The organism is Nonomuraea sp. NPDC005501, assembly GCF_040605905.1.
GTDB lineage: Bacteria > Actinomycetota > Actinomycetes > Streptosporangiales > Streptosporangiaceae > Nonomuraea.
This window is the reverse complement of sequence record NZ_JBEXDT010000064.1, coordinates 39,085-57,346: the sequence shown is the minus strand read 5'-3', so window position 1 is coordinate 57,346 and position 18,262 is coordinate 39,085. Positions and strand designations below refer to the sequence as shown.

Sequence of the window (18,262 nt, the reverse complement as noted above, 5' to 3'; positions counted from 1 at the left end):
CGGCGGAGGCGTTGCGCGAGGCTGCCAACAGATGTCCTTCCGAGGGCTCGCGGCGGACTGACTACACGCACGCCAGACAACCTCGCAACGTGAGCGAGCGGAGCGGGTCGCCAAAAAGGGAGCGTGGAGGCATGAGCGTACCCGCTCAAATTGAATTTGTCCACGCTCACGCAGACCCATCATTCCGGTCGCATTTCCAGGATGCCGTACGCCGCCGCCTTTGTCAATCGCCAAGCTCGCTCGTCAGAAGTCCCAGGGAGCACCGCCGGGGCCTGGGCCAGCACGAACGCCCACATCGGCCAGGTGAGGAAAACTCCGGAAGAAGGAAAGGGGAATGCCCGCGCCTTTCCACTCTCAACGTATAGCGCACCGAGGGGCTTGCGGCAAGACCCCGGTCATGCCGCACAATCGCTGACCGAGGCCACAGCCTGCGGAAATGGGGGACGCGGAATGCGGGTGTTGTTGTCGACGTACGGATCGCGCGGAGACGTCGAACCGGTGGTGGGACTCGCGGTGCGGTTGCGCGAACTCGGCGCGGAGGTGCGGGTGTGCGCGCCGCCGGACGAGGAGTTCGCGCAGCGGTTGGCCGGCGTCGACGTGCCCTTGGTGCCGGTCGGCCGGTCGGCGCGCACGCTGACGACCGCGGCGACACCCCCGTCGGCGGCGAGCCTGCCCGCGCGCGCGGCCGAGTTGATCGCCGACCTGTTCCCCGCGGTCACCGCGGCGGCCGAGGGATGCGACGCGGTGGTGGCGACCGGCCTGATGCCGGCCGCGGCCGGCGCGCTGTCGGTGGCCGAGAAACTGGGCATCCGCTCCGTGTCCGTGACCTTCCAGCAGCTCACCCTGCCGTCACCGCACCACCCGCCGCTGGCGTATCCGGGCCGGCCGTTCCCGCCGGGCGTGACCGACAACCGGGTGCTGTGGGAGATGGACGCCCAGAGCATCAACACGCTGTTCGGGGCGGCGCTCAACACGAACCGGGCCTCGATCGGCCTGCCACCGGTGGACGACGTCCGCGACTACGTGATCGGCGACCGGCCGTGGCTGGCGACGGACCCGGTCCTGGACCCGTGGCTGGAGACGCCGGACCTCGACGTCGTCCAGACCGGCGCGTGGATCCTGCCCGACGCCAACCCGCTCCCGGACGAGCTGCTGGCGTTCCTGGAGGCCGGCGCACCACCGGTGTACGTGGGCTTCGGCAGCATGCCCATGCGCGCGTCGACGGACGTCGCCCGGGTGGCGATCGAGGCGGTCCGCGCGCAGGGCCGCCGCGCGGTCGTGGCCCGCGGCTGGGCCGACCTGTCCCTGATCGACGACCGGGACGACTGCTTCGTCGTCGGCGAGGTCAACCAGCAGGCGCTGTTCGGCCGGGTGGCCGCCGTCGTGCATCATGGCGGCGCGGGCACGACGACGACGGCCGCGAGATCCGGCGCGCCGCAGGTGGTGGTGCCCCAGGCGGCGGACCAGCCGTACTGGGCCGGCCGGGTGGCCGCGCTGGGCATCGGCGCGGCACACGACGGCCCGACGCCGACCACCGAGTCCCTGTCAGCCGCGCTCAGAACGGCCCTGTCCCCCGAGACCCACGCACGAGCGAGCGCCGTGGCCGGCACGATCCGCACCGACGGAACGACGATGGCCGCCAAGCTGCTGCATCAGAGCTGAAGAAAGTGAATTCCGTGACCACCAGCGCGTTCGACCTTCCCGACCACCTCTCCCCCAAGGCCGACCCGGCCTTGATCGCCGGCGATGAGCAGCACTTCGCTGCCATCGCCGAGAGCCTCGAACAGTCGATCGCCGACCTGTCCGGCCGCCTCGACGCCGAGCGCAGGGCACCCGGCGGCCTGGGCCGGCAGGCGTTGGACCGGGACCTGGAGATCCACCGGCTGACCGCTCGCCTGCGCGCCCTGCGTCGCTTCGGTCTGGACCTGTGCCTCGGACACATGGTCGGCGCGGACGACCCCGAGCCCGTCTACATCGGACGGCTCGGCCTCACGGACAGCGCGGGTCGCCGGCTGCTGCTCGACTGGCGCTCCCCCGCGGCTGAGCCGTTCTTCGGAGCCACCCACGCCAACCCGATGGGTCTGACCAGCCGCCGCAGGTATCGCTGGACCCGCGGCCGGATCAGCGACTACTGGGACGAGGTGTTCACCGCGGACGGGTTCGAGGGCCACGCCGCGCTCGACGACCAGTCCGCCTTCATCGCCAGCCTGGGCGGCAACCGGTCCGCCCGGATGCGGGACGTGCTCGGCACCATCCAGGCCGACCAGGACGCCATCATCCGCGCGGGCTCCCGCGGCGCCCTCGTCGTCGACGGCGGCCCGGGTACGGGCAAGACGGTCGTCGCCCTGCACCGGTCCGCCTACCTCCTCTACTCCGACCCTCGCCTCGGTCACCACCGGGGCGGCGTGCTCTTCGTCGGCCCGCACCAGCCCTACCTGAACTACGTCTCCGACGTCCTGCCCAGCCTCGGCGAGGAGGGCGTGCAGACCTGCACCCTGCGGGATCTCGTCGCCGAGGGCGCGGCGGCGGGGATCGAGAGCGACCCGGACGTGGCCCGGCTGAAGTCGTCCGCGGACCTGGTGAAGGCGATCGAGCCGGCCGTCAGGTTCTACGAGAACCCGCCCACCAAGGGGATGACGGTTACGACCCCCTGGTCCGACATCTGGCTGAGCGTCGACGACTGGGCCGAGGCGTTCGAGGCGCCGGACCCCGGTACGCCGCACAACGACGCGCGCGACCAGATCTGGGAGGAACTGCTCACGATCCTGATGGACAAGCACGATAGTGACGAGGAAGTCCCGGCCGCTCTGCTCCGCAAGTCGCTGCTGCGGAACAGGGAGCTGCTCACGATCTTCAACCGCGCGTGGCCGCTGATCGACGCGGCCGACCTCGTCGGAGACCTCTGGTCGGTGCCCGCCTACCTGCGGATGTGCGCTCCCTGGCTCAGCCCCGACGAGGTCCGGGCGCTGCAGCGCGAGGACGCCCAGGCCTGGACGGTGTCCGACCTGCCGATCCTGGACGCGGCGCGGCAGCGGCTCGGCGACCCGGAGGCGTCGCGACGCAAGCGCCGGCATGCCGCCTCCGTCGCCGCCGAGCGCGAGGAGAGAGCCAAGGTCATCGACAACCTGCTCGCGGCCGATGACGACGGTGAAGGCGCGGTGACGATGCTGCGCGTACAAGACATGCAGGACGCCCTGGTCGACGAGGCCGCGCCGCTCCGCACCGAACCGGACCTGCTCGCCGGTCCGTTCGCGCACATCGTCGTGGACGAGGCTCAGGAACTGACGGACGCGGAGTGGCAGATGTTGCTGCTCCGCTGCCCGTCCCGGAGCTTCACCATCGTCGGGGACCGCGCCCAGGCGAGGCACGGGTTCACGGAATCGTGGCAGGAACGGCTCAAGCGGATCGGGCTGGACCGGATCGACCTGGCCTCCCTGACGATCAACTACCGGACCCCGGAAGAGATCATGACGGAGGCGGAGCCGGTCATCCGGGCCGTGCTCCCGGACGCCAACGTGCCCACCTCCATCCGCGTCAGCGGCGTCCCCGTCGTACACGGATCCGCCTCGGAGCTGAGCTCGATCCTCGACACCTGGCTCGCCGCCCATGCCGAAGGGATCGCCTGCGTCATCGGCGATCCCACGTTCCGGTCGACGTCCCGCGTCCGGTCGCTGACCCCGGAGCTGTCGAAGGGGCTGGAGTTCGACCTGGTCGTCCTCGTCGACCCGGAGGCGTTCGGCGAAGGCATCGAGGGGGCGGTCGACCGTTATGTCGCGATGACCCGGGCCACCCAGCGACTCGTCATCCTCACGACCTCCTGACGCCCGGACACTCGTTCGTCAGTGGGCTGTCCCCGTGCTGTCAGCGCTCCCGACGAGGCTGAGGCCCGTCAACGACACCCACTCACGTATCGGAAGACCATCATGAACAGCAAGACCTTGGGTGGCGCGCTGGTCCTCGGCCTCGCCCTCACCGCCGCCGTCGGCCCCGCCGCGATCGCCGACGCCGACAACCCGGCTGCCATCGTGGCGGCCCTCGACGCCTCGGCCAAGCCGCTCGCCTCCACCTCTCCCCGAGGCGGACTGCGGGACCTGGACGCGTTCGGTGCGATGGTGGCGGGCGCGAAGGTGGTCGGGGTCGGCGAGGCCACGCACAGCACCGCGGAGTTCTACACCCTCAACCACCGGCTGTTCCGCTACCTGGTGACCGAGAAGGGGTTCACCACCTTCGCCCGGGAGCTGAGCTGGAGCACCGGGGTGCGGCTGAACGACTACGTCCTGCACGGCAAGGGCGACCCGCGGCAGATCCTGCACGACGAGGTCACCGGCCCCTACGCGCTGTTCGACAACCGCGAGTTCCTCGCCCTCATCACCTGGATGCGCTCCTACAACGCCGCCCACCAGGCCAAGGTCCAGTTCATGGGCGCCGACCTGCTCTACCCCGGCGACGTCCTGTTCGACAAGGTCCTGGACTACGTCAAGCAGTACCACCCCGGCCTGCTGGGCGAGTTCACCCAGCTGTACGACGGGCTGCGGCCGACGACCCCGAACGCCGGAGAGTACATGGGCCTGGCGCTGACCCAGCCGCTGCGGACCCGCCAGGACCACGCCCGGCGCGCCACCCAGGCGCTGAAGCTCCTCCAGCAGCAGGGCTCCGGCGGGAACGCCGAGGAGTACCGGTGGGCGGTGCAGCACGCCCGCGCCCTGTCACAGACCTTCACCGACTTCGCCTTCGACCAGGCCACCGCCGACGGACGCCGGCAGGCCCAGGAGTACCGCGACACCGTGCTGGCCGACAACGTCGTCTGGTGGAACACCACGACAGGCGACAAGATCCAGATGTCCGGGCTGAACTCGCACATCAGCTACACCCCGATCGACACCATGTTCGTGCCCGCCCCCATGGGCGGCGTCCTGCGCAGGCGCCTGGGCGACCGCTTCGTCACCGTCGGCACCAGCTTCGACCAGGGCGGCTACAACTTCACCGTCGACAAGGGCGAGTGCCCGGACGGCTCCACCCCCGCCGAGCGGCCCCTGGCCTGCAAGGGCTCGGTGGCGGCCGCCGGCTCGGACTACAACGAGTACGTCCTGGACCAGGTCCGCCACCGGGACTTCATCCTCGACACCCGCACCGCCTCCCCTGCCGCCCGCGCCTGGCTCGCCCGGCCCCGCCTCACCCGCATCATCGGCGGCGGCTTCTGGTCACCCGAGCAGGCGACCAAGGTCGCGCTCGGCGAGTCCTTCGACGTCGTGATCCACCTGCACACGGTCAAGGCAGCCACGCTGCTGCCGTGACCGGCGCGGCTACGTCACCGGGCGCCATGCCGTGTCTCAGCCGCCCTTGACCGGGAGCCGGAGGGGGCGATGGATCAGTCCGTCGTCGGTCCACCGGAGCGTCGGCAGATCCTCCTGGGCGCGGAGGGTGGGCAGCCGCGTCACCAGGGCGCGGAAGGCTTCCTGCAGCTCCATCCTGGCCAGGTTCGCCCCCAGGCAGTAATGGGGACCATGGCCGAACGCCAGGTGCGGGTAGGGCGCCGTCCCGGCGAACCTCTGGATGTCGAAACGCAGCGAGTCCTCGAAGGCCGACGGGTCGTGGTTCGCGCCCGTGGGGTTGGGCAGGACGACGGAGCCCTTCGGGATCACGCCGCTGGGCAGCTCGACATCCTCGGTGAGCACCCGGAGCAGGCCGTTCCCCCCGGGACCCTCGCAGCGCAGGATCTCCTCCACCGCCGGCTCCACGAGCTCGGGCCGGGCCGCCAGGCGCGCGTACTGCTCGGGATGGCACAGCAGCCGGAACGTGCCCCGGATGATGATCGACGCGGTGGTCTCGTGACCGGCCATGATCAGCGTGAAGACCGTGTGGGTCAGCTCCGCCTCGCTCAGCCTGTCGCCCGCGTCGCGGGCCTCGATGAGCAGGTCGATGAGATCGTCGCCCGGCCTGGCCCGGTGCTCCGCGATCAGCTCGCCGGCGTACGCCATGAACGCGGCGAACCCCTCTCCCCGGGCCTCGGCGCTCGCCTCTGAGGTGGACAGGAACGTCTCCGTCCAGCCGCGGAACTGCTCGAACCGGTCCATCGGGACGCCGAGCATCTCGCAGATCACCCGCGCGGGCAGCGGCAGGGCGAAATCGGTGACCACGTCGAACTCCTGGCCGGCCGCGTCGAGCAGCTCCTCGGCGATCGCCGCCGCGCGAGGCCGCCAGCGCTCGATGTGCCGGGGCGTGAAGGTGCCCTGCAGGATGCGGCGGTAGCGGGTGTGCTCCGGCGGGTCCTGGTTGATCAGCGCCGAGGAGTCGTCCTCCAGGGCGGTGCCGCTGACCATCCGGGGAAGGCCGGGTGCCCGCAGGTTGCGGCTGCCGGCCGGCGAGGCGAGAAGGGCACGGACGTCTTCGTACCTGACGATCATGGGCACCCGGTCCCCGCTCGGCATGGTGATGAGCTCCATCGGAGCCTCGGCGAGCCTGCGGGCCAGTTCGGGCGAGGGGGCGCCGAGCGGGCCGGGCGGAAGCTCCGGCCAGGGCGACGTGGTGCTGGACCGTGCAGTCATGACCGCCTCCTGGCGATGCCGGCCGACGAGCCCCCTGAACGTACGTAACGGCGCGTAGCCGGTCAATGTCTCAACGGCCACATTCCCCTCGAACGCCGCGACGCTTCACTGTCGCCGGCGTCGCCGGGATCGGGATGTGGATGGCGCGGTGTCGGCCTGGCCACACGGAAGGGTGGGGCCGGACCCACTTCGGAGCCGGTCTGGCGGGGGCCAGGCCCCGCGCGGTGCACAGTGGACACATCACGCATACCGGACGACAAGGGAAGATCATGAGACAGCTGGTGTCGTGGGTGGCGAGTGCCTGCGTGGGGTTCGTGCGCGCGTGCGCCGTCGTGGGCGTCGCCATGCTGGTCCCGGCCGTGTGGGCCGTCGCCGTGGCGCTGTGGATGTGGTGGTGGGGCGGAGACCCGTGGTCGTCGATCGTGCCGCTCCTGTGGGCGTGCATCGGCACGCTCGCCCTGTCCCGCCCGGTGTGCCGGATGGTCCGCCTCCTCCAGGCGTACGGACATGAGGTGGTGGCGACGGCCACCACCGGGCCCGAGACGCTCGACGCCCTGCGGAGGTGGCGGCCGGACGTGTCCATCATCGACGTCCGCATGACGTCTTGCGGAGGTGGCGGCCGGACGTGTCCATCATCGACGTCCGCATGCCCCCGACCCAGTCGGACGAGGGCCTGCGGGCGGCTCTCGCCGCCCGCGGCGAGCTGCCCGGGCTGCCGGTCCTGATCCGCTCCCAGCACGTCGAGCAGCTGTATGCCCGCGAACTCCTGGCCGACGGCGCCGGCGGCGTCGGCTATCTCCTCAAGGAGAGCGTGTTCGACGCCGACCAGTTCATCGACGCCCTGGAACGCGTCGCCGACGGCGGCACCGCCATGGACCCGGCCGTCATCGCCAAGCTCCTGTCCAGCGGGTCCTCGACCCGGCGACTCGACCGGCTCACCGAGCGCGAACACTCCGTGCTCGGCCTCATGGCCGAGGGACTGTCCAACCAGGCCATCGGGCGGCGGCTCTTCCTCAGCGAGAGCGCCATCAGCAAGTACACCACCTCGCTGTTCGGCAAGCTCGGCATCGTCGACGACGACAGCAGCAACCGCCGCGTTCTCGCCGTGCTCACCTACCTCAACGAGCCGTGACCTTCGGCCTCGAACATGCGGACGAGCTCGAACTCCTCGGCGGCGGTGAGGCCGGAACGACTCACGGTGTGGCCGGACGCGCGCTGCCACGCGAGCGTGTCGCGGGCCGTGTCGGCGACCGGACGGATCCGCAGGCCGGCGACCAGCGTGGCGGAGGTGTCACGGGTCATGAAGCCCGCGTACTCGGGCAACGGCAGCCACAACGGCAGCGACCGCGGCCCCGTCCACGGCTCCACCTTGTGAGCGAGGAGGAAGTCCTGGCCGGCCCAGATCAGCTCAGGCCGCACCTCCAGGCCCTCGGCGATCTCCGCCAGCAGGTCGCCCCTGCTGAAGGGCATGGAGATCGCATCGTACGGCCCGGCAAGCCCCTTCTCCGCCGCCTCGATCGTCCAGGCGGCCAGGTCGCGCACGTCGACGAGCTGGACGAGCTCGTCGGGCGACCCGGGCGCCAGCACCGGCCCGCCGCGCGCCAACCGGTCGACCCAGTAGGTGAACCGGTCGGACTGGTCCTCCGGGCCCACGATCAGCCCGGCCCGCACCAGCAGCGCCCCGTCGCCGGCGATCCGCTCGCACGCGACCTTGGCCGGCCCGTAGTTCTCCGGGTCGTTCTCGTCCGCATCGACGGGCAGCGGCTCGTGCAGAGCCTGGTTGGCCTCTCCGGTGTCGGAGTAGACGCTGCACGACGACACGAACGTCCAATGACCGGCACGGCCCGCGAGCTCCGCGACGGCCCGCCGTAGCACGCTCGGATGCCGGGCGACGTCTATGACGAGGTCGAACGTTCCCTCCAGCGGCGCCAGCCCGCCGTCCTCGCTCCGGTCGACCCGGACGAGCTCGACACCCGGCGGCGGCTCGCCCGAGAGTCCGCGCGCCGCGCAGACCACCTCGTGCCCGCGATCGCGCGCCTGCCGTGCGATCTGCCTCGACAGGAACCTCGTACCGCCCAGAACCAGTGTCCGCATCCCCTCATCCTCGCGGGCCGCGGGCTCGTTCGCGACCGTGCCCGGTCAGGACACAGGGTGTGGCGCGGTGCGGGCGTGAGCGGCCATCAGATGGTCGATGAGCGCCAGCAGCACGTCGCGGCCGGCCATCCGGTCGCGGGCGTCACAGAGCACCAGCGGCACCTGTGGATCGAGATCGAGCGCCTTGCGGATCTCCTCCTGTGTCCGGTCCCTGACACCGTGGAAGCAGTTGACCCCGACGACGAAGGGGATGCCGCGGCTCTCGAAGAAGTCGATCGACGCGAAGCTCACGTCCAGCCGGCGGGTGTCGACCAGGACGACCGCGCCCATGGCGCCGTTGACGAGGTCGTTCCACATGAACCAGAAGCGTTCCTGCCCGGGGGTGCCGAACAGGTAGAGGACGAGGTCCCGGTTGATCGTGATGCGCCCGAAGTCGAGCGCGACGGTGGTGGTGGTCTTGCCGCTCACCCCTTCGAGGTCGTCCACGCCGACGCTGGCGTGGGTCAGGTACTCCTCGGTACGCAGCGGGGCGACCTCGCTCACCGCGCCGACCAGGGTCGTCTTCCCGACGCCGAAACCACCGGCGATCAGGATCTTCACCGCCAGGGGAGCCGCGTGCCCGTGGTCAGAGGTTGCGTAACCCATCCCTCACCGCCTCAAGGATCGTCATACCGGGAAGGCCGCCCGCCTGCGCGAACGCCAGCGGTGGCCGGGACCGCAGCCGACCGGCCTCGATCAGGTCACCTATGAGGATCTTGGTCACCGACACCGGGAGGTTCAGCGCGGAGGCGACCTCGGCCACCGCCAGAGGCCGCCCGCACAGAGCGAGAATGGTGCGGTGCTCCGGCTGCATCCCCCGCAGCTCCTGCCCGGCCTCCGAGGACACCGCGGAGATCGCCGTCACCAGGGTGATCAGCGTGAGGTCGTCCCGCTCGGGCGTGGTTCGTCCGCCGGTGATCGTATAGGGACGGACAAGGGGCTCGTCGGCGTCTTCGTCGTCGAAGCCCTCAGTCCAGTGCCTCATCCGCGTCTCCTCGCGTCATCGGCCTGCGGGGCGCGCGCGTCGGCTCCCAGCTTCTGGCCGACCTGCTGGATCAGGGTGTGCATCGCGACGGACATCAGCTCGGCGTCGACCTCCTGGGACGCGACCACGGCCAGATGGGTGCCGCGGCCCGCGGCCGTGATGAACAGCCACAGGTCGGCCATCTCGATGATGACCTGGTGCACGGGTCCGCCGTTGAAGAGCTGCCCGACACCGCGAGCCAGGCTCTGCTGCCCGGTGGCGATCGCGGCGAGGCGTTCGGCGTCCGAGCGTTCGATGGTCCGGGACCGGCTGATCACCAGGCCGTCGTCGGACAGCACGATGGCGTGCCGGGTGCCCGCGACCTGATCGACCAGGCCGTCCAGGAGCCAGTCCAGGTCTGCGTCGGTGGCGGTGGTTCGCTGCGTCATCATCGATCTTCCGTCGTAGGGGAACTGGGCTCGGCGGACCCGTCCGGCCGGGGCTGGGAGGCGTCGTCGTCACCGGTCCGGCGCCTGCGGGACTGCCTCTGGAACGCACCGATCATGGCACTGGATCGGCCGGGCTGCTCGCGCGCGGGCCAGGTTCCCTGGTCGGCCTGTTCCTCCCTGTCAACCGGGACTTTCAGCTCGGTGACCAGGCTGGCCTGGCGTACCCGCTGGGGCAGCGGCCGGGGGTCGGGCGGCGGGGGCTCTTCGCCCCGATCCGGTCCTCCGGCGCCGGGCGCCGTCACGTACGCCATCGCGCGTCCCCTGGAGCGGGTCGGCAACTGCGCGCCCTCGCGGGGCGGGCGGGGACCGGGCGCGGCTTCCCGCGGGTGGGGCTGCGGTCCGGCGGGCTCCCGGGGAGCCTCCTCGCGCGGCGTGGCGGCCGGCTCGGGTACCGCGCGGGGGCGGTCCACGACCAGCGACTCCGGGAGCAGCACGATGACCCGGGTGCCGCCGAAGGCCGACGGCCGCAGTTCCACCTGGAGGCCCAGTCCCGCGGAGAGCCGGGCGACCACGTACAGGCCGAGACGCACATCGTCGGCGTGGGTCATCACATCGAGCTGCGGCGGCGACTGCATCAGGTCGTTGGCGGCGGCGTACTGCTCGGGCTCCATGCCGAGGCCGCGGTCCTCGATCTCCACGGCGAGGCCCCGGCTGACCAGCGCGGCCCGCACCTCGACGGGGGTCGGCGGCTTGGAGAAGGCGGTGGCGTTCTCCATGAGCTCGGCCAGGACGTGGACCAGCGGTCCCACCGCCCGCTCGGCCACCCAGGGCTCACCCGCGACGTCGATCGAGATCCGCCGGTAGTCCTGGACCTCGCCCTGCGCGGCGCGCAGGACGTCGAGCAGGCGTACCGGCTTGCGCCAGCGACGCTGCGGCTGACCGCCGCCGAGGATGACCAGGTTCTCCTCGTAGCGGCGCAGCCGCGCGGTGAGATAGTCGAGGTCGAACAGGCCCTCCAGCACCTCGGGGTCCTCGTGCCTGCGCTCCAGCTCGTCCAGCTTCTTCAGCTGAAGGCCGATGAGGATCTGGGTACGCCGGGCGATGCGCTGGAGCATGCGCTGGAAGCCGCGGTGCTGCTCGGCCTGCCGCACGGCGGTGAGGACAGCGCTGCGACTGGCCAGGTTGAGGGCCTGCCCGAGCTCGCCGAGCTCGTCCGGGGTGGGCTCGACCATGTGGACTTCCGCGTCCACGTCGACGTCCTCGCCGCGCTCCAGCCGGGCGACCACGTCGGGCAGGCGCTCCTGGAGCTCCTGGGCTTCCTCGCGCAGGTGGAGGATGCGCCGGCGAAGAACGGCGGTGAGGCGCCAGCTGGTGAAGACGACCAGGAAGAAGGCGAGCAGGCTCACGGCGCTGACACTGACGAAGATCACGAAGAGCGTACGGGCGTGGCTGTTGCCGATCGTGGCGACGTTGTCGAGCCGGAGGCTGAGGAGTTGCAGCAGTTGCGGGTTGATGATGTCCACCGAGGCGCGCCACGCGGGGCCGACGTCGCGGAGTATCACCTGATTGCTCTCGGCACCGGTCCCGGAGGTGACCAGCCGCTTCTCCAGACCGGTCATGGTGTCCCATGCCTTACTGGTCGTCAGCGTTCGGTACTGGCTCTCGTTGCCCAGGAGGCTGGGGAGCACCTGCGACTGCAGGATGTGCTTCCTGGTGCCGATGGCGTCGGTGACCAGGGCGTACTCGTCCTTCGTCAGGCGCCCGCTCTTCCAGCCACGGGCCAGAACGGCGTCCTCGCGGCCGATCATGTCGACGACCCAGAAGAGGTCGACCAGGGTCTGCGCCTTGCTGCCCACCTCACCGTGATGCGTGTGGCTGAGCGCGGTCAGGACGCTGAGGTCCGCCTCGATGACGCCGCTGTAGTAGTCGAACGCCAGCTGCTCACTGGCCCAACCGGCGTCCACCGCCCCGCGCTGCTGGTCGAGAAGGCCGAGGCCGCGCTGGAACCGGGTGATCGCGCCGGTGAGCCCCTCCTGCGCGTTGGTGGTGTCCAGGGCCGCTGGCGACGGGAAGGCTTTCACGGCCTGATCGGTCACCGCGCGCTGCTTGGCGAGCTTGTCACGGGCGGCGCCACGCGGCTCGGCCTGCGCCTCCGCGGTGAGCCGTCGCTCCTCCTGAAGGCTGAAGAACAGGTTGGCCGCGGGCCTGCCGACGGTCGTGGTGGCCAGCTCCATCTGGGCCTTCTCCGTCTGCCACTGACTGGACAGCTGGAACATGCCCGAGGCCAGCAGTGGAGCGAAAGTCACGCTCGGCACGAACACGACGATGAGCAGCACGGTACGCAAGGGCAGCCGCCGCGACCTGTCGCCGGTCGGCCCCGATAACCCGTTGCTGTCGCCCATGTTCGCCGTTCGTCGCCGCCCGACCCTGCCCCATCCAGCCACGTGCAGGACACTCTCCTCACCAGTCGGTGCGTCCATGACGAAAATCGCCAAAGTAGGCGATTGGTGCCTGATAGTAGCCATACGGCAGGTGACCCGAAAGCCCCCGCCTCGCCGACTCTCCCCAGGGGTGTCATGCGCTCTCTTGAAGCGGCATGCAGAACATCGAGCGGAACGTCCTCGCTCGTGAGCCGGACCTGGTCTCCCCCTTCCTCGGCGCCACAACAATTCGACCCGCGGCGGCCAGGCGCACTGCTGAGGCCACGTCCCGACGGGAGACCCGCGGTAGGAGATCACCTGCCCCAGCTACCGCCTGGAGGTGGCGCTCCAGGTATGCGATCATCGCGCTCATGACAGCGACCAGAAAGGGCCATGCCGCGTAGGCGCCCCTCCGAGGCCCGTACGCGAGGATCGGCGTGCGGCACCCACAGAGCCTTGATCCATCATGTCCCCGGGCTCAGCCGTCGTCCCATGGCCGCGGTCATCGCTCTCGAACACACCCGTATGTGGCCGGGTGCGGTGGCGACTGCCCTGGTGGCTTGGCAGGGCGCGGCCCTTGTCGGGACCGCTGACCGCCTCTTCAGGCGATGCGAGTGCGATGAGTGCAGCGGAGACGCGCCGCGCCGACGGCTGCACCAGGCCCTCATCGCCTTACCGCCATGGGCCCGGCCGTATCTGTACGGCCTGGTTCTGCCCGTCGACCAGTATTACCTCCGCCGGACTTCACCTGCTTCGCACAGGTCGCCGGATAGCAATTGGGCGTGGTGGCAAGGACGGTCCGCCCCGCGTGACCAGGGCGTCAAGCTCCCCGGTGCGAGGGAGCCGCGTCCCTCCCTCGGGGGAGCACATCTGGTCGCGGTCCGGAGAAGCTGGGAACCATGACCACCACCCCCGCGACCCACCAGCCCGTATTGTCCGCGCCCCCGAGTCGGCTCACCATCTGGGCCGGCCGGACCATGGTCCTGATCGCCGTGGCGCACACCGCCGTGTTCGCCCGTCTCGCCCCCTGGTCCAGTTGGCTCGCCGGGGACCTCCGTAACCGTGCCGCGGACAGCGACTCGGTGGCGACGTTCTGGGCGCTGCCCGGTGGATTCGTCGTGGTACTGGCACTGCTGGGACTGCTGGTGGCGCGGATGGGGCGGCAGGGCCACCATGTTCCCGGGTATGTCGGCTGGGTGACCCTCGCCTGGGGAGCGCTGGCCGTCACCCTGATCGGACCGAGCGGTTTCCTGCTCGCAGCCATCCCCGCCGGCCTGCTCATCGCGGCGAACATCACCACCAGGCGGCACTCCCGCGGTCGGTCCTGAGCACGGTCCGGCTTCCCCGCCGTCCGGGACGAGAAGGTTCCAAGCCGCCTTACGTGACCGGGAGGCAGTCGGGACCGCCGTGCGCCAATCGGCGGAAGAAGGTCAGAACGCCGGTCAGTCCTTGCGCCCACGAGAGCGAGCGGGCGGGAGGGTCGTCGGGCGCGAAGAACCGGGGGTGGGTGGGCGAGCCGGCGCTTCGGAGCAGAAGATGCGCAGCCAGGTCGAAGGCCGCGTCCCGGTAACGCTCGGACTGCTCCAGGTCGGCCAGGTTCAACAGGTGGTTGCCGACACCGGCGGCCCCGCAGCACTGGCCGAGCGCGCTCAGTCGCTGCATCCGGGCGACGCAGACGTCCGCTCCCCGGAGGGCGAGGTCGGTCAGGGACGGGTCGCCCAGCACCTTGCCGGCGTGCAGCAGGGTCTGGCCCATCCCGGTAAGGCCGCGGCACCACGACATGGTCATCGGCTCCGCCGCCGGGTCCTCCGCTTCGCGGACGAGGATTCGGGCGCGTTCCGCAAGGTCGCGCACCCGGTTCGCGGCTGCTTCGAGTGCCCACGAATCGCCGGTCTCCTCGGCGAGGCCGAGCAGCAGCTCGGCGGAGCCGGCCAGGCCGTGCGCGCGTCCGGCCGTCACATCGGCCTGGCCCGGCATGGAGGTACGAGGAAGCGGTTGTTCCGCGGCGACGGTCCGCGCGCAGCGCCGTGCCACCTCGAGGTCGGCCGCGTCACCGTGGACGCGGTAGAAGTACAGGTGCCCCAGGCCCACTCCCGCCTCTCCGTCGGTCAGGTCGGCGCTTTCGTGTCTCCACTCCGGCGGCGGCAGGCTCCGGCCCGGCCAGTTCTTCAGCTCGATGCCGCAGGCAACCGCTTCCTGAAGGAACATGTCCGTTCCGGTCATGCCGGTGAACAGCCCCGGCTGCGGCCTCAGCGGTGCCGTGACGCGTTCGGTGAAGGCCACCAGCTCGCGCAGCTTCCGATCCGCGGCCGGCCGGTGCCGGTGGTGGAGCAGTTCCAGGCCGATGCCCGCGCCGCCGCTGTAGACGCTCGCGTCGTTGGCGGCCTTCGTGTTGGCTGCGGCCTCCAGGACGTCGTCCACGAGACAGAGCAGGTCGCCGACGAGGTTGTCCATTACCTCGGCGGCCATGTCCGCGGTGACAACAGGCGACGACGGCAGGGACGCCGTCCGGCGGCCGCCCTCTCCTGACGCGAGCCGCCGTACGACGGCGCGCGCACGCTCCTCGTCGCCGAGCAGCTCCACGATGGCGGACATCGTTCCCGACGGCGTACGGCCGTGGTAGCGCGAGACCGTCTGCAGCGCCCGCGTCCTCGCCAGCTCCGGATCGTCGCCCAGGGTCACCGGGTGCAGGCCGGTGGCGGCGTACAGCAGGACCATGCCGAGCGTGTGAAGGTCGTCGGCCTCTCGCGGCGGCTCGCCGCGTACCTGCCGGGCGGCCGCGTAGCCCGGTGTCATCCCGGACAGGTGCAGCCCGTCGTAGGAGGCGAGGCCGAAGTCGATGATGCTGGCGCCGTCACCGATCACGACGTTGGCGGGGGACAGATCCCGGATCATGACGCCACGTTCGTGCACCGCGGTGAGGATGCGGGCAAGCTCGCCCGCCAGCCGGTCGAGGCTCCGCGCGCCACTGTCGGGCCCCGTCCGGTACGGACCGTTCTGCCGCACGTCTGCGGCCAGGGTCAGAGGGCCGCGGTCGCTCGTGACCAGGAACTCGTCGTCGCCGTACCGGAAGTGGTCGAGAAACCGCGGCACACCGGTGACTCCCTCGAGAGCTTCCAGGATGCGACGCTCGTTGCGCAGCCGCAGCCGGCCGTCGTTGCCGTCGCCGTGTTCGGCGACGAAGGCGCGCGCCTGCTTGACGACCACCCCGTGGCCGGTCCGCTCGTCGATCGCGCGGTAGACGTTGCCCTGGGCGGCCTCCCGGATCCCGACGACGACGCGGTAACGTCCGCTGAGCAGTAGGTCGTCGCGGGAGCGGCCGGGTTCGGGCTGAACGCCGGCGAACGGGTCCTCGACCCACGACGGTTGCCGGTAGCTGAGCCCGGCGGCCTCGTCGAACTCCTCGCCGGCGGGCCCGCGCAGCAGTGTGATCGACTGTCCGCGCACGTCGGTACTCCGCCGGGTGACGAACCCCCCGTACCGGTAGTACACCGGAGCGTCCGCGGACACTCTCCGGTCGCTGAGTACGCGCGGCCCTTGGTGGCCGCGCAGTGTCCTGGCGAGTCGTAGTCCGACTTCACGGACGAGATTTTGGTCCGGATAGACGGTGAATGCTTTACCGACGCTCTCCGGGACCGTCCGGCCGTCGTTCAACTCGTGAAGCACCTGTCGCGAACGAGCCAGCTTGAAAACACAGCCCTCGGCCACCAGGAAGGGGACGAGTTTTTCCACCAGTTCGGGAAAGTCCGAGGCGCGAGAAGATACGTGTAACTTCCATCCGTGGTCCGGCAGAACGGCTCTGTCCGGCCTCACAACCAGCCAGACAGAGCCGCCTGTCACCGTGTGGTCAGCACCGACGCATTGCCTGACGACTTGTTCCACCCAGTCCTGGGAACCCGTCTCGCACATCTTTTGCCAGCCCCCGTCTGGGTGAATTCCGGTACGTCCGGGCCGCGCCCGCCCCGGCGGTCAGCAGATTTTCGAAATACCAGGTCGCGTCACGGGGCAGCGATCCTGGTCGACCTGGCTCTCCCACCGCTGCTCGAACTCGACGACCGGCTCCATTACGTCGGTCCCGGCCACTCGGGGTTCCATCCTCAGAAGTGCAGACATTGCCTGTCCTTTCTACCGATTATAGCCCGTCCGATATCCAGCGTCATGGTAACAGTCGAGGGTGTTGTGTCAAGATTTCTTGCAAAGCGTGCGGTCTGACCTCGGCCGATTACCAAGCGTGCAAATGAAACGTTCCGGGCGGTCTTGGATTTCGAATGCACTGCTCAGCTTCCGGCCGACAGGTCACCGGCACACCCGGCCGGCCGGGTTGCGTCCGCGGGAGTGGTGCAAGAGTTCGACCTGGTGCCAGACGTGGCGTCGTGAGATGAAGACGGCCATCGCGTGATCCTTCGAGTGGCGAAGATCAAGTTCGAAGGAGAACCAGGCGATGGCCGTCCGTGGACGTGACCCGCCTCAGGAGAGGAAGCTTCCGTAGCTGCCGCGCAGGATGCTGTCCTTCTGCGCCTGGCTGAAGTGGCAGTTCGGGTAGTCGTAGAGGGATGCCGACATACACGTGCCGTCGGTGGACGTAGCGTCCGGCAGACCGAAGGCGTGCCCCAGCTCGTGCACCATGCCGCCGTACCAACGATTCATCGCGCCGTTGAGCCCGGCGGCGCCGTCAGCGTCGTGGCCGCTGAGGATCACCCAGCCGTTGCCGCCGCCACCGCCCGCGCCGTCGCCCTCGGCGCTGACCTCGCCGACGTTGAGCCAACGGCTGTCCGGTGCGCCGAGGCCGAACTTGCGGCGCAGCTCCGCCTGCATGTTGCACACCGCCCACCAGTACTTCTCACCGCAGTTCGGCGTGTTCTCGTACCAGCTTCGCGGCTTGTCGCCGTTGACCACCTCGACGACCGGGCTGTTCAGGGTGAACGTCTTACCCAGCTCCTGCTTGAAGAAGCGCTGCGCCTCCTGCATGACCTTGGTCATGCCGTCCGGGTACCGCTGGTCGTACGCCACGTCCGACGGCTTGAGCCAGAAGACCCGCACCGTCCGCGACGGCGGGGTGCTCGGCGCCGGTGACGGCGTCGTGGACGGGGTCACGCTGGGAGAAGGGGTCACGCTCGGCGAAGGAGTCGCGCTACCCGTGCAGGCGACGCCGTTGAGCGTGAAGCCGGCCGGCACGGGATTGCTGGAGTTGTTCCAGGTGCCGTTGAACCCGAAGGAGGCGTCGGCGCCCGTTGCCAGAGAGCCGTTCCAGCTCGTGTTGGAGGCGGTCACCGCACTGCCGCTCTGCGCCACGTCGGCGTTCCACGCCTGACTGATCGTCTGCCCGGCGCCGAACGTCCAGCGCAGGGCCCAGCTGGTGAGCGGATCACCGAGGTTCCTGACAGCGACGTTGGCGCTGAAGCCGCCGGCCCACTGCGAGCCGACGGTGTAGGTGACCTGACAGCCGGCCGAGGCGGCGTGCGCCGTGATCGTGTTCGCCACCGCGGCGCCGGCCAGACAGGCCACGGCTAAGACCCAGGCGACAAGACCCCGGCGTGGTCCTCGTTGGTTCATCTGACTCCTCCGTTGCGGCTCGAACCCGTCTTCAGGTCCGCGTCACCCACCATGGGCGGGCGTCGTGGGCGCCGGCGCTGCGGGTGGTCCCGCCGCCTTGATGACCCCCGATGACGGCGAACCCGAGGAATATGAACGCCAACGAGGGGCACGGTCCCGAACCCTCGCACCGGTGTCAACAAGCGTGGGCGAGAGCCA

At 70.2% G+C, this 18,262-nt stretch carries 12 protein-coding genes and 1 pseudogene; 5 read left to right on the top strand and 8 right to left on the bottom strand.

What is annotated here, in order from left to right; genetic code table 11:
• The first annotated feature begins 450 nt into the window (after positions 1 to 450).
• The 3 genes from ABZS51_RS27640 (at position 451) to ABZS51_RS27630 (ending at position 5,294) form a co-directional block, all read left to right on the top strand.
• A complete protein-coding gene (locus tag ABZS51_RS27640) occupies positions 451 to 1,662 on the top strand; it encodes a glycosyltransferase (RefSeq protein WP_355446734.1) in 1,212 nt (403 codons plus the stop codon).
• 5 nt (positions 1,663 to 1,667) lie between these two features.
• Positions 1,668 to 3,821: an RNA polymerase recycling motor ATPase HelR gene (gene helR, locus ABZS51_RS27635; protein WP_355446731.1), complete on the top strand. Its 2,154-nt coding sequence runs from the start codon at positions 1,668 to 1,670 to the stop codon at positions 3,819 to 3,821.
• Positions 3,822 to 3,923: 102 nt separating this feature from the next.
• Positions 3,924 to 5,294, top strand: a complete 1,371-nt coding sequence (locus tag ABZS51_RS27630) for an erythromycin esterase family protein (protein WP_355446728.1) — start codon at positions 3,924 to 3,926, stop codon at positions 5,292 to 5,294.
• Positions 5,295 to 5,330: 36 nt separating this feature from the next.
• On the opposite strand, the gene ABZS51_RS27625 is transcribed toward ABZS51_RS27630, so the two are convergent.
• Positions 5,331 to 6,545 (bottom strand): cytochrome P450, encoded by a 1,215-nt coding sequence (locus ABZS51_RS27625; protein ID WP_355446725.1) that lies wholly within the window; start codon positions 6,543 to 6,545, stop codon positions 5,331 to 5,333.
• A 479-nt stretch (positions 6,546 to 7,024) separates the two neighbouring features.
• On the opposite strand from ABZS51_RS27625, the pseudogene ABZS51_RS27620 reads away from it, so the two are divergent.
• Positions 7,025 to 7,677 (top strand): annotated as a pseudogene (locus ABZS51_RS27620) (response regulator transcription factor).
• Here ABZS51_RS27620 and ABZS51_RS27615 read toward each other — a convergent pair.
• Genes ABZS51_RS27615 through ABZS51_RS27595 form a run of 5 tightly spaced genes read right to left on the bottom strand, consistent with a single transcriptional unit; the run spans position 7,659 to position 12,493 of the window.
• Positions 7,659 to 8,639: an NAD-dependent epimerase/dehydratase family protein gene (locus ABZS51_RS27615; RefSeq protein WP_355446722.1), complete on the bottom strand. Its 981-nt coding sequence runs from the start codon at positions 8,637 to 8,639 to the stop codon at positions 7,659 to 7,661. The pseudogene ABZS51_RS27620 and the gene ABZS51_RS27615 sit on opposite strands and share 19 nt — an antisense overlap.
• Positions 8,640 to 8,684: 45 nt before the next feature.
• Positions 8,685 to 9,284, bottom strand: coding sequence for an ATP/GTP-binding protein (locus ABZS51_RS27610; RefSeq protein ID WP_355446719.1), 600 nt, complete (start codon positions 9,282 to 9,284; stop codon positions 8,685 to 8,687).
• Positions 9,265 to 9,663, bottom strand: a complete 399-nt coding sequence (locus tag ABZS51_RS27605) for a DUF742 domain-containing protein (RefSeq protein WP_355446716.1) — start codon at positions 9,661 to 9,663, stop codon at positions 9,265 to 9,267. The genes ABZS51_RS27610 and ABZS51_RS27605 overlap by 20 nt, the downstream gene beginning before the upstream one ends.
• Complete coding sequence (locus ABZS51_RS27600) at positions 9,660 to 10,091, bottom strand: roadblock/LC7 domain-containing protein (protein WP_310708155.1); 432 nt, start codon at positions 10,089 to 10,091, stop codon at positions 9,660 to 9,662. Before ABZS51_RS27600 ends, ABZS51_RS27605 begins: the two co-directional genes overlap by 4 nt.
• Entirely contained in the window at positions 10,091 to 12,493 is a 2,403-nt protein-coding gene (locus ABZS51_RS27595; protein ID WP_355446713.1) for a nitrate- and nitrite sensing domain-containing protein, read from the bottom strand. Before ABZS51_RS27595 ends, ABZS51_RS27600 begins: the two co-directional genes overlap by 1 nt.
• Positions 12,494 to 13,410: 917 nt before the next feature.
• On the opposite strand from ABZS51_RS27595, the gene ABZS51_RS27590 reads away from it, so the two are divergent.
• Positions 13,411 to 13,839 (top strand): DUF6463 family protein, encoded by a 429-nt coding sequence (locus tag ABZS51_RS27590; RefSeq protein WP_355446711.1) that lies wholly within the window; start codon positions 13,411 to 13,413, stop codon positions 13,837 to 13,839.
• 49 nt (positions 13,840 to 13,888) lie between these two features.
• Here ABZS51_RS27590 and lanL read toward each other — a convergent pair whose 3' ends face one another.
• Entirely contained in the window at positions 13,889 to 16,420 is a 2,532-nt protein-coding gene (gene lanL / locus ABZS51_RS27585) for a class IV lanthionine synthetase LanL (protein WP_355446708.1), read from the bottom strand.
• Between the two features lie 558 nt (positions 16,421 to 16,978).
• Positions 16,979 to 18,016: a cellulose-binding domain-containing protein gene (locus ABZS51_RS27580; protein ID WP_355446705.1), complete on the bottom strand. Its 1,038-nt coding sequence runs from the start codon at positions 18,014 to 18,016 to the stop codon at positions 16,979 to 16,981.
• Between the last annotated feature and the right edge of the window lie 246 nt (positions 18,017 to 18,262).

Bases quoted from the DNA above. Each gene is read 5' to 3' on its own strand.
- ABZS51_RS27640 (WP_355446734.1), top strand. From the start codon at position 451: ATGCGGGTGTTGTTGTCGACGTACGGATCGCGCGGAGACGTCGAACCG.
- ABZS51_RS27630 (WP_355446728.1), top strand. From the start codon at position 3,924: ATGAACAGCAAGACCTTGGGTGGCGCGCTGGTCCTCGGCCTCGCCCTC.
- ABZS51_RS27625 (WP_355446725.1), bottom strand. From the start codon at position 6,545: ATGACTGCACGGTCCAGCACCACGTCGCCCTGGCCGGAGCTTCCGCCC.
- ABZS51_RS27615 (WP_355446722.1), bottom strand. From the start codon at position 8,639: ATGCGGACACTGGTTCTGGGCGGTACGAGGTTCCTGTCGAGGCAGATC.
- ABZS51_RS27610 (WP_355446719.1), bottom strand. From the start codon at position 9,284: ATGGGTTACGCAACCTCTGACCACGGGCACGCGGCTCCCCTGGCGGTG.
- ABZS51_RS27605 (WP_355446716.1), bottom strand. From the start codon at position 9,663: ATGAGGCACTGGACTGAGGGCTTCGACGACGAAGACGCCGACGAGCCC.
- ABZS51_RS27600 (WP_310708155.1), bottom strand. From the start codon at position 10,091: ATGACGCAGCGAACCACCGCCACCGACGCAGACCTGGACTGGCTCCTG.
- ABZS51_RS27595 (WP_355446713.1), bottom strand. From the start codon at position 12,493: ATGGGCGACAGCAACGGGTTATCGGGGCCGACCGGCGACAGGTCGCGG.
- ABZS51_RS27590 (WP_355446711.1), top strand. From the start codon at position 13,411: ATGACCACCACCCCCGCGACCCACCAGCCCGTATTGTCCGCGCCCCCG.
- lanL (WP_355446708.1), bottom strand. From the start codon at position 16,420: ATGTGCGAGACGGGTTCCCAGGACTGGGTGGAACAAGTCGTCAGGCAA.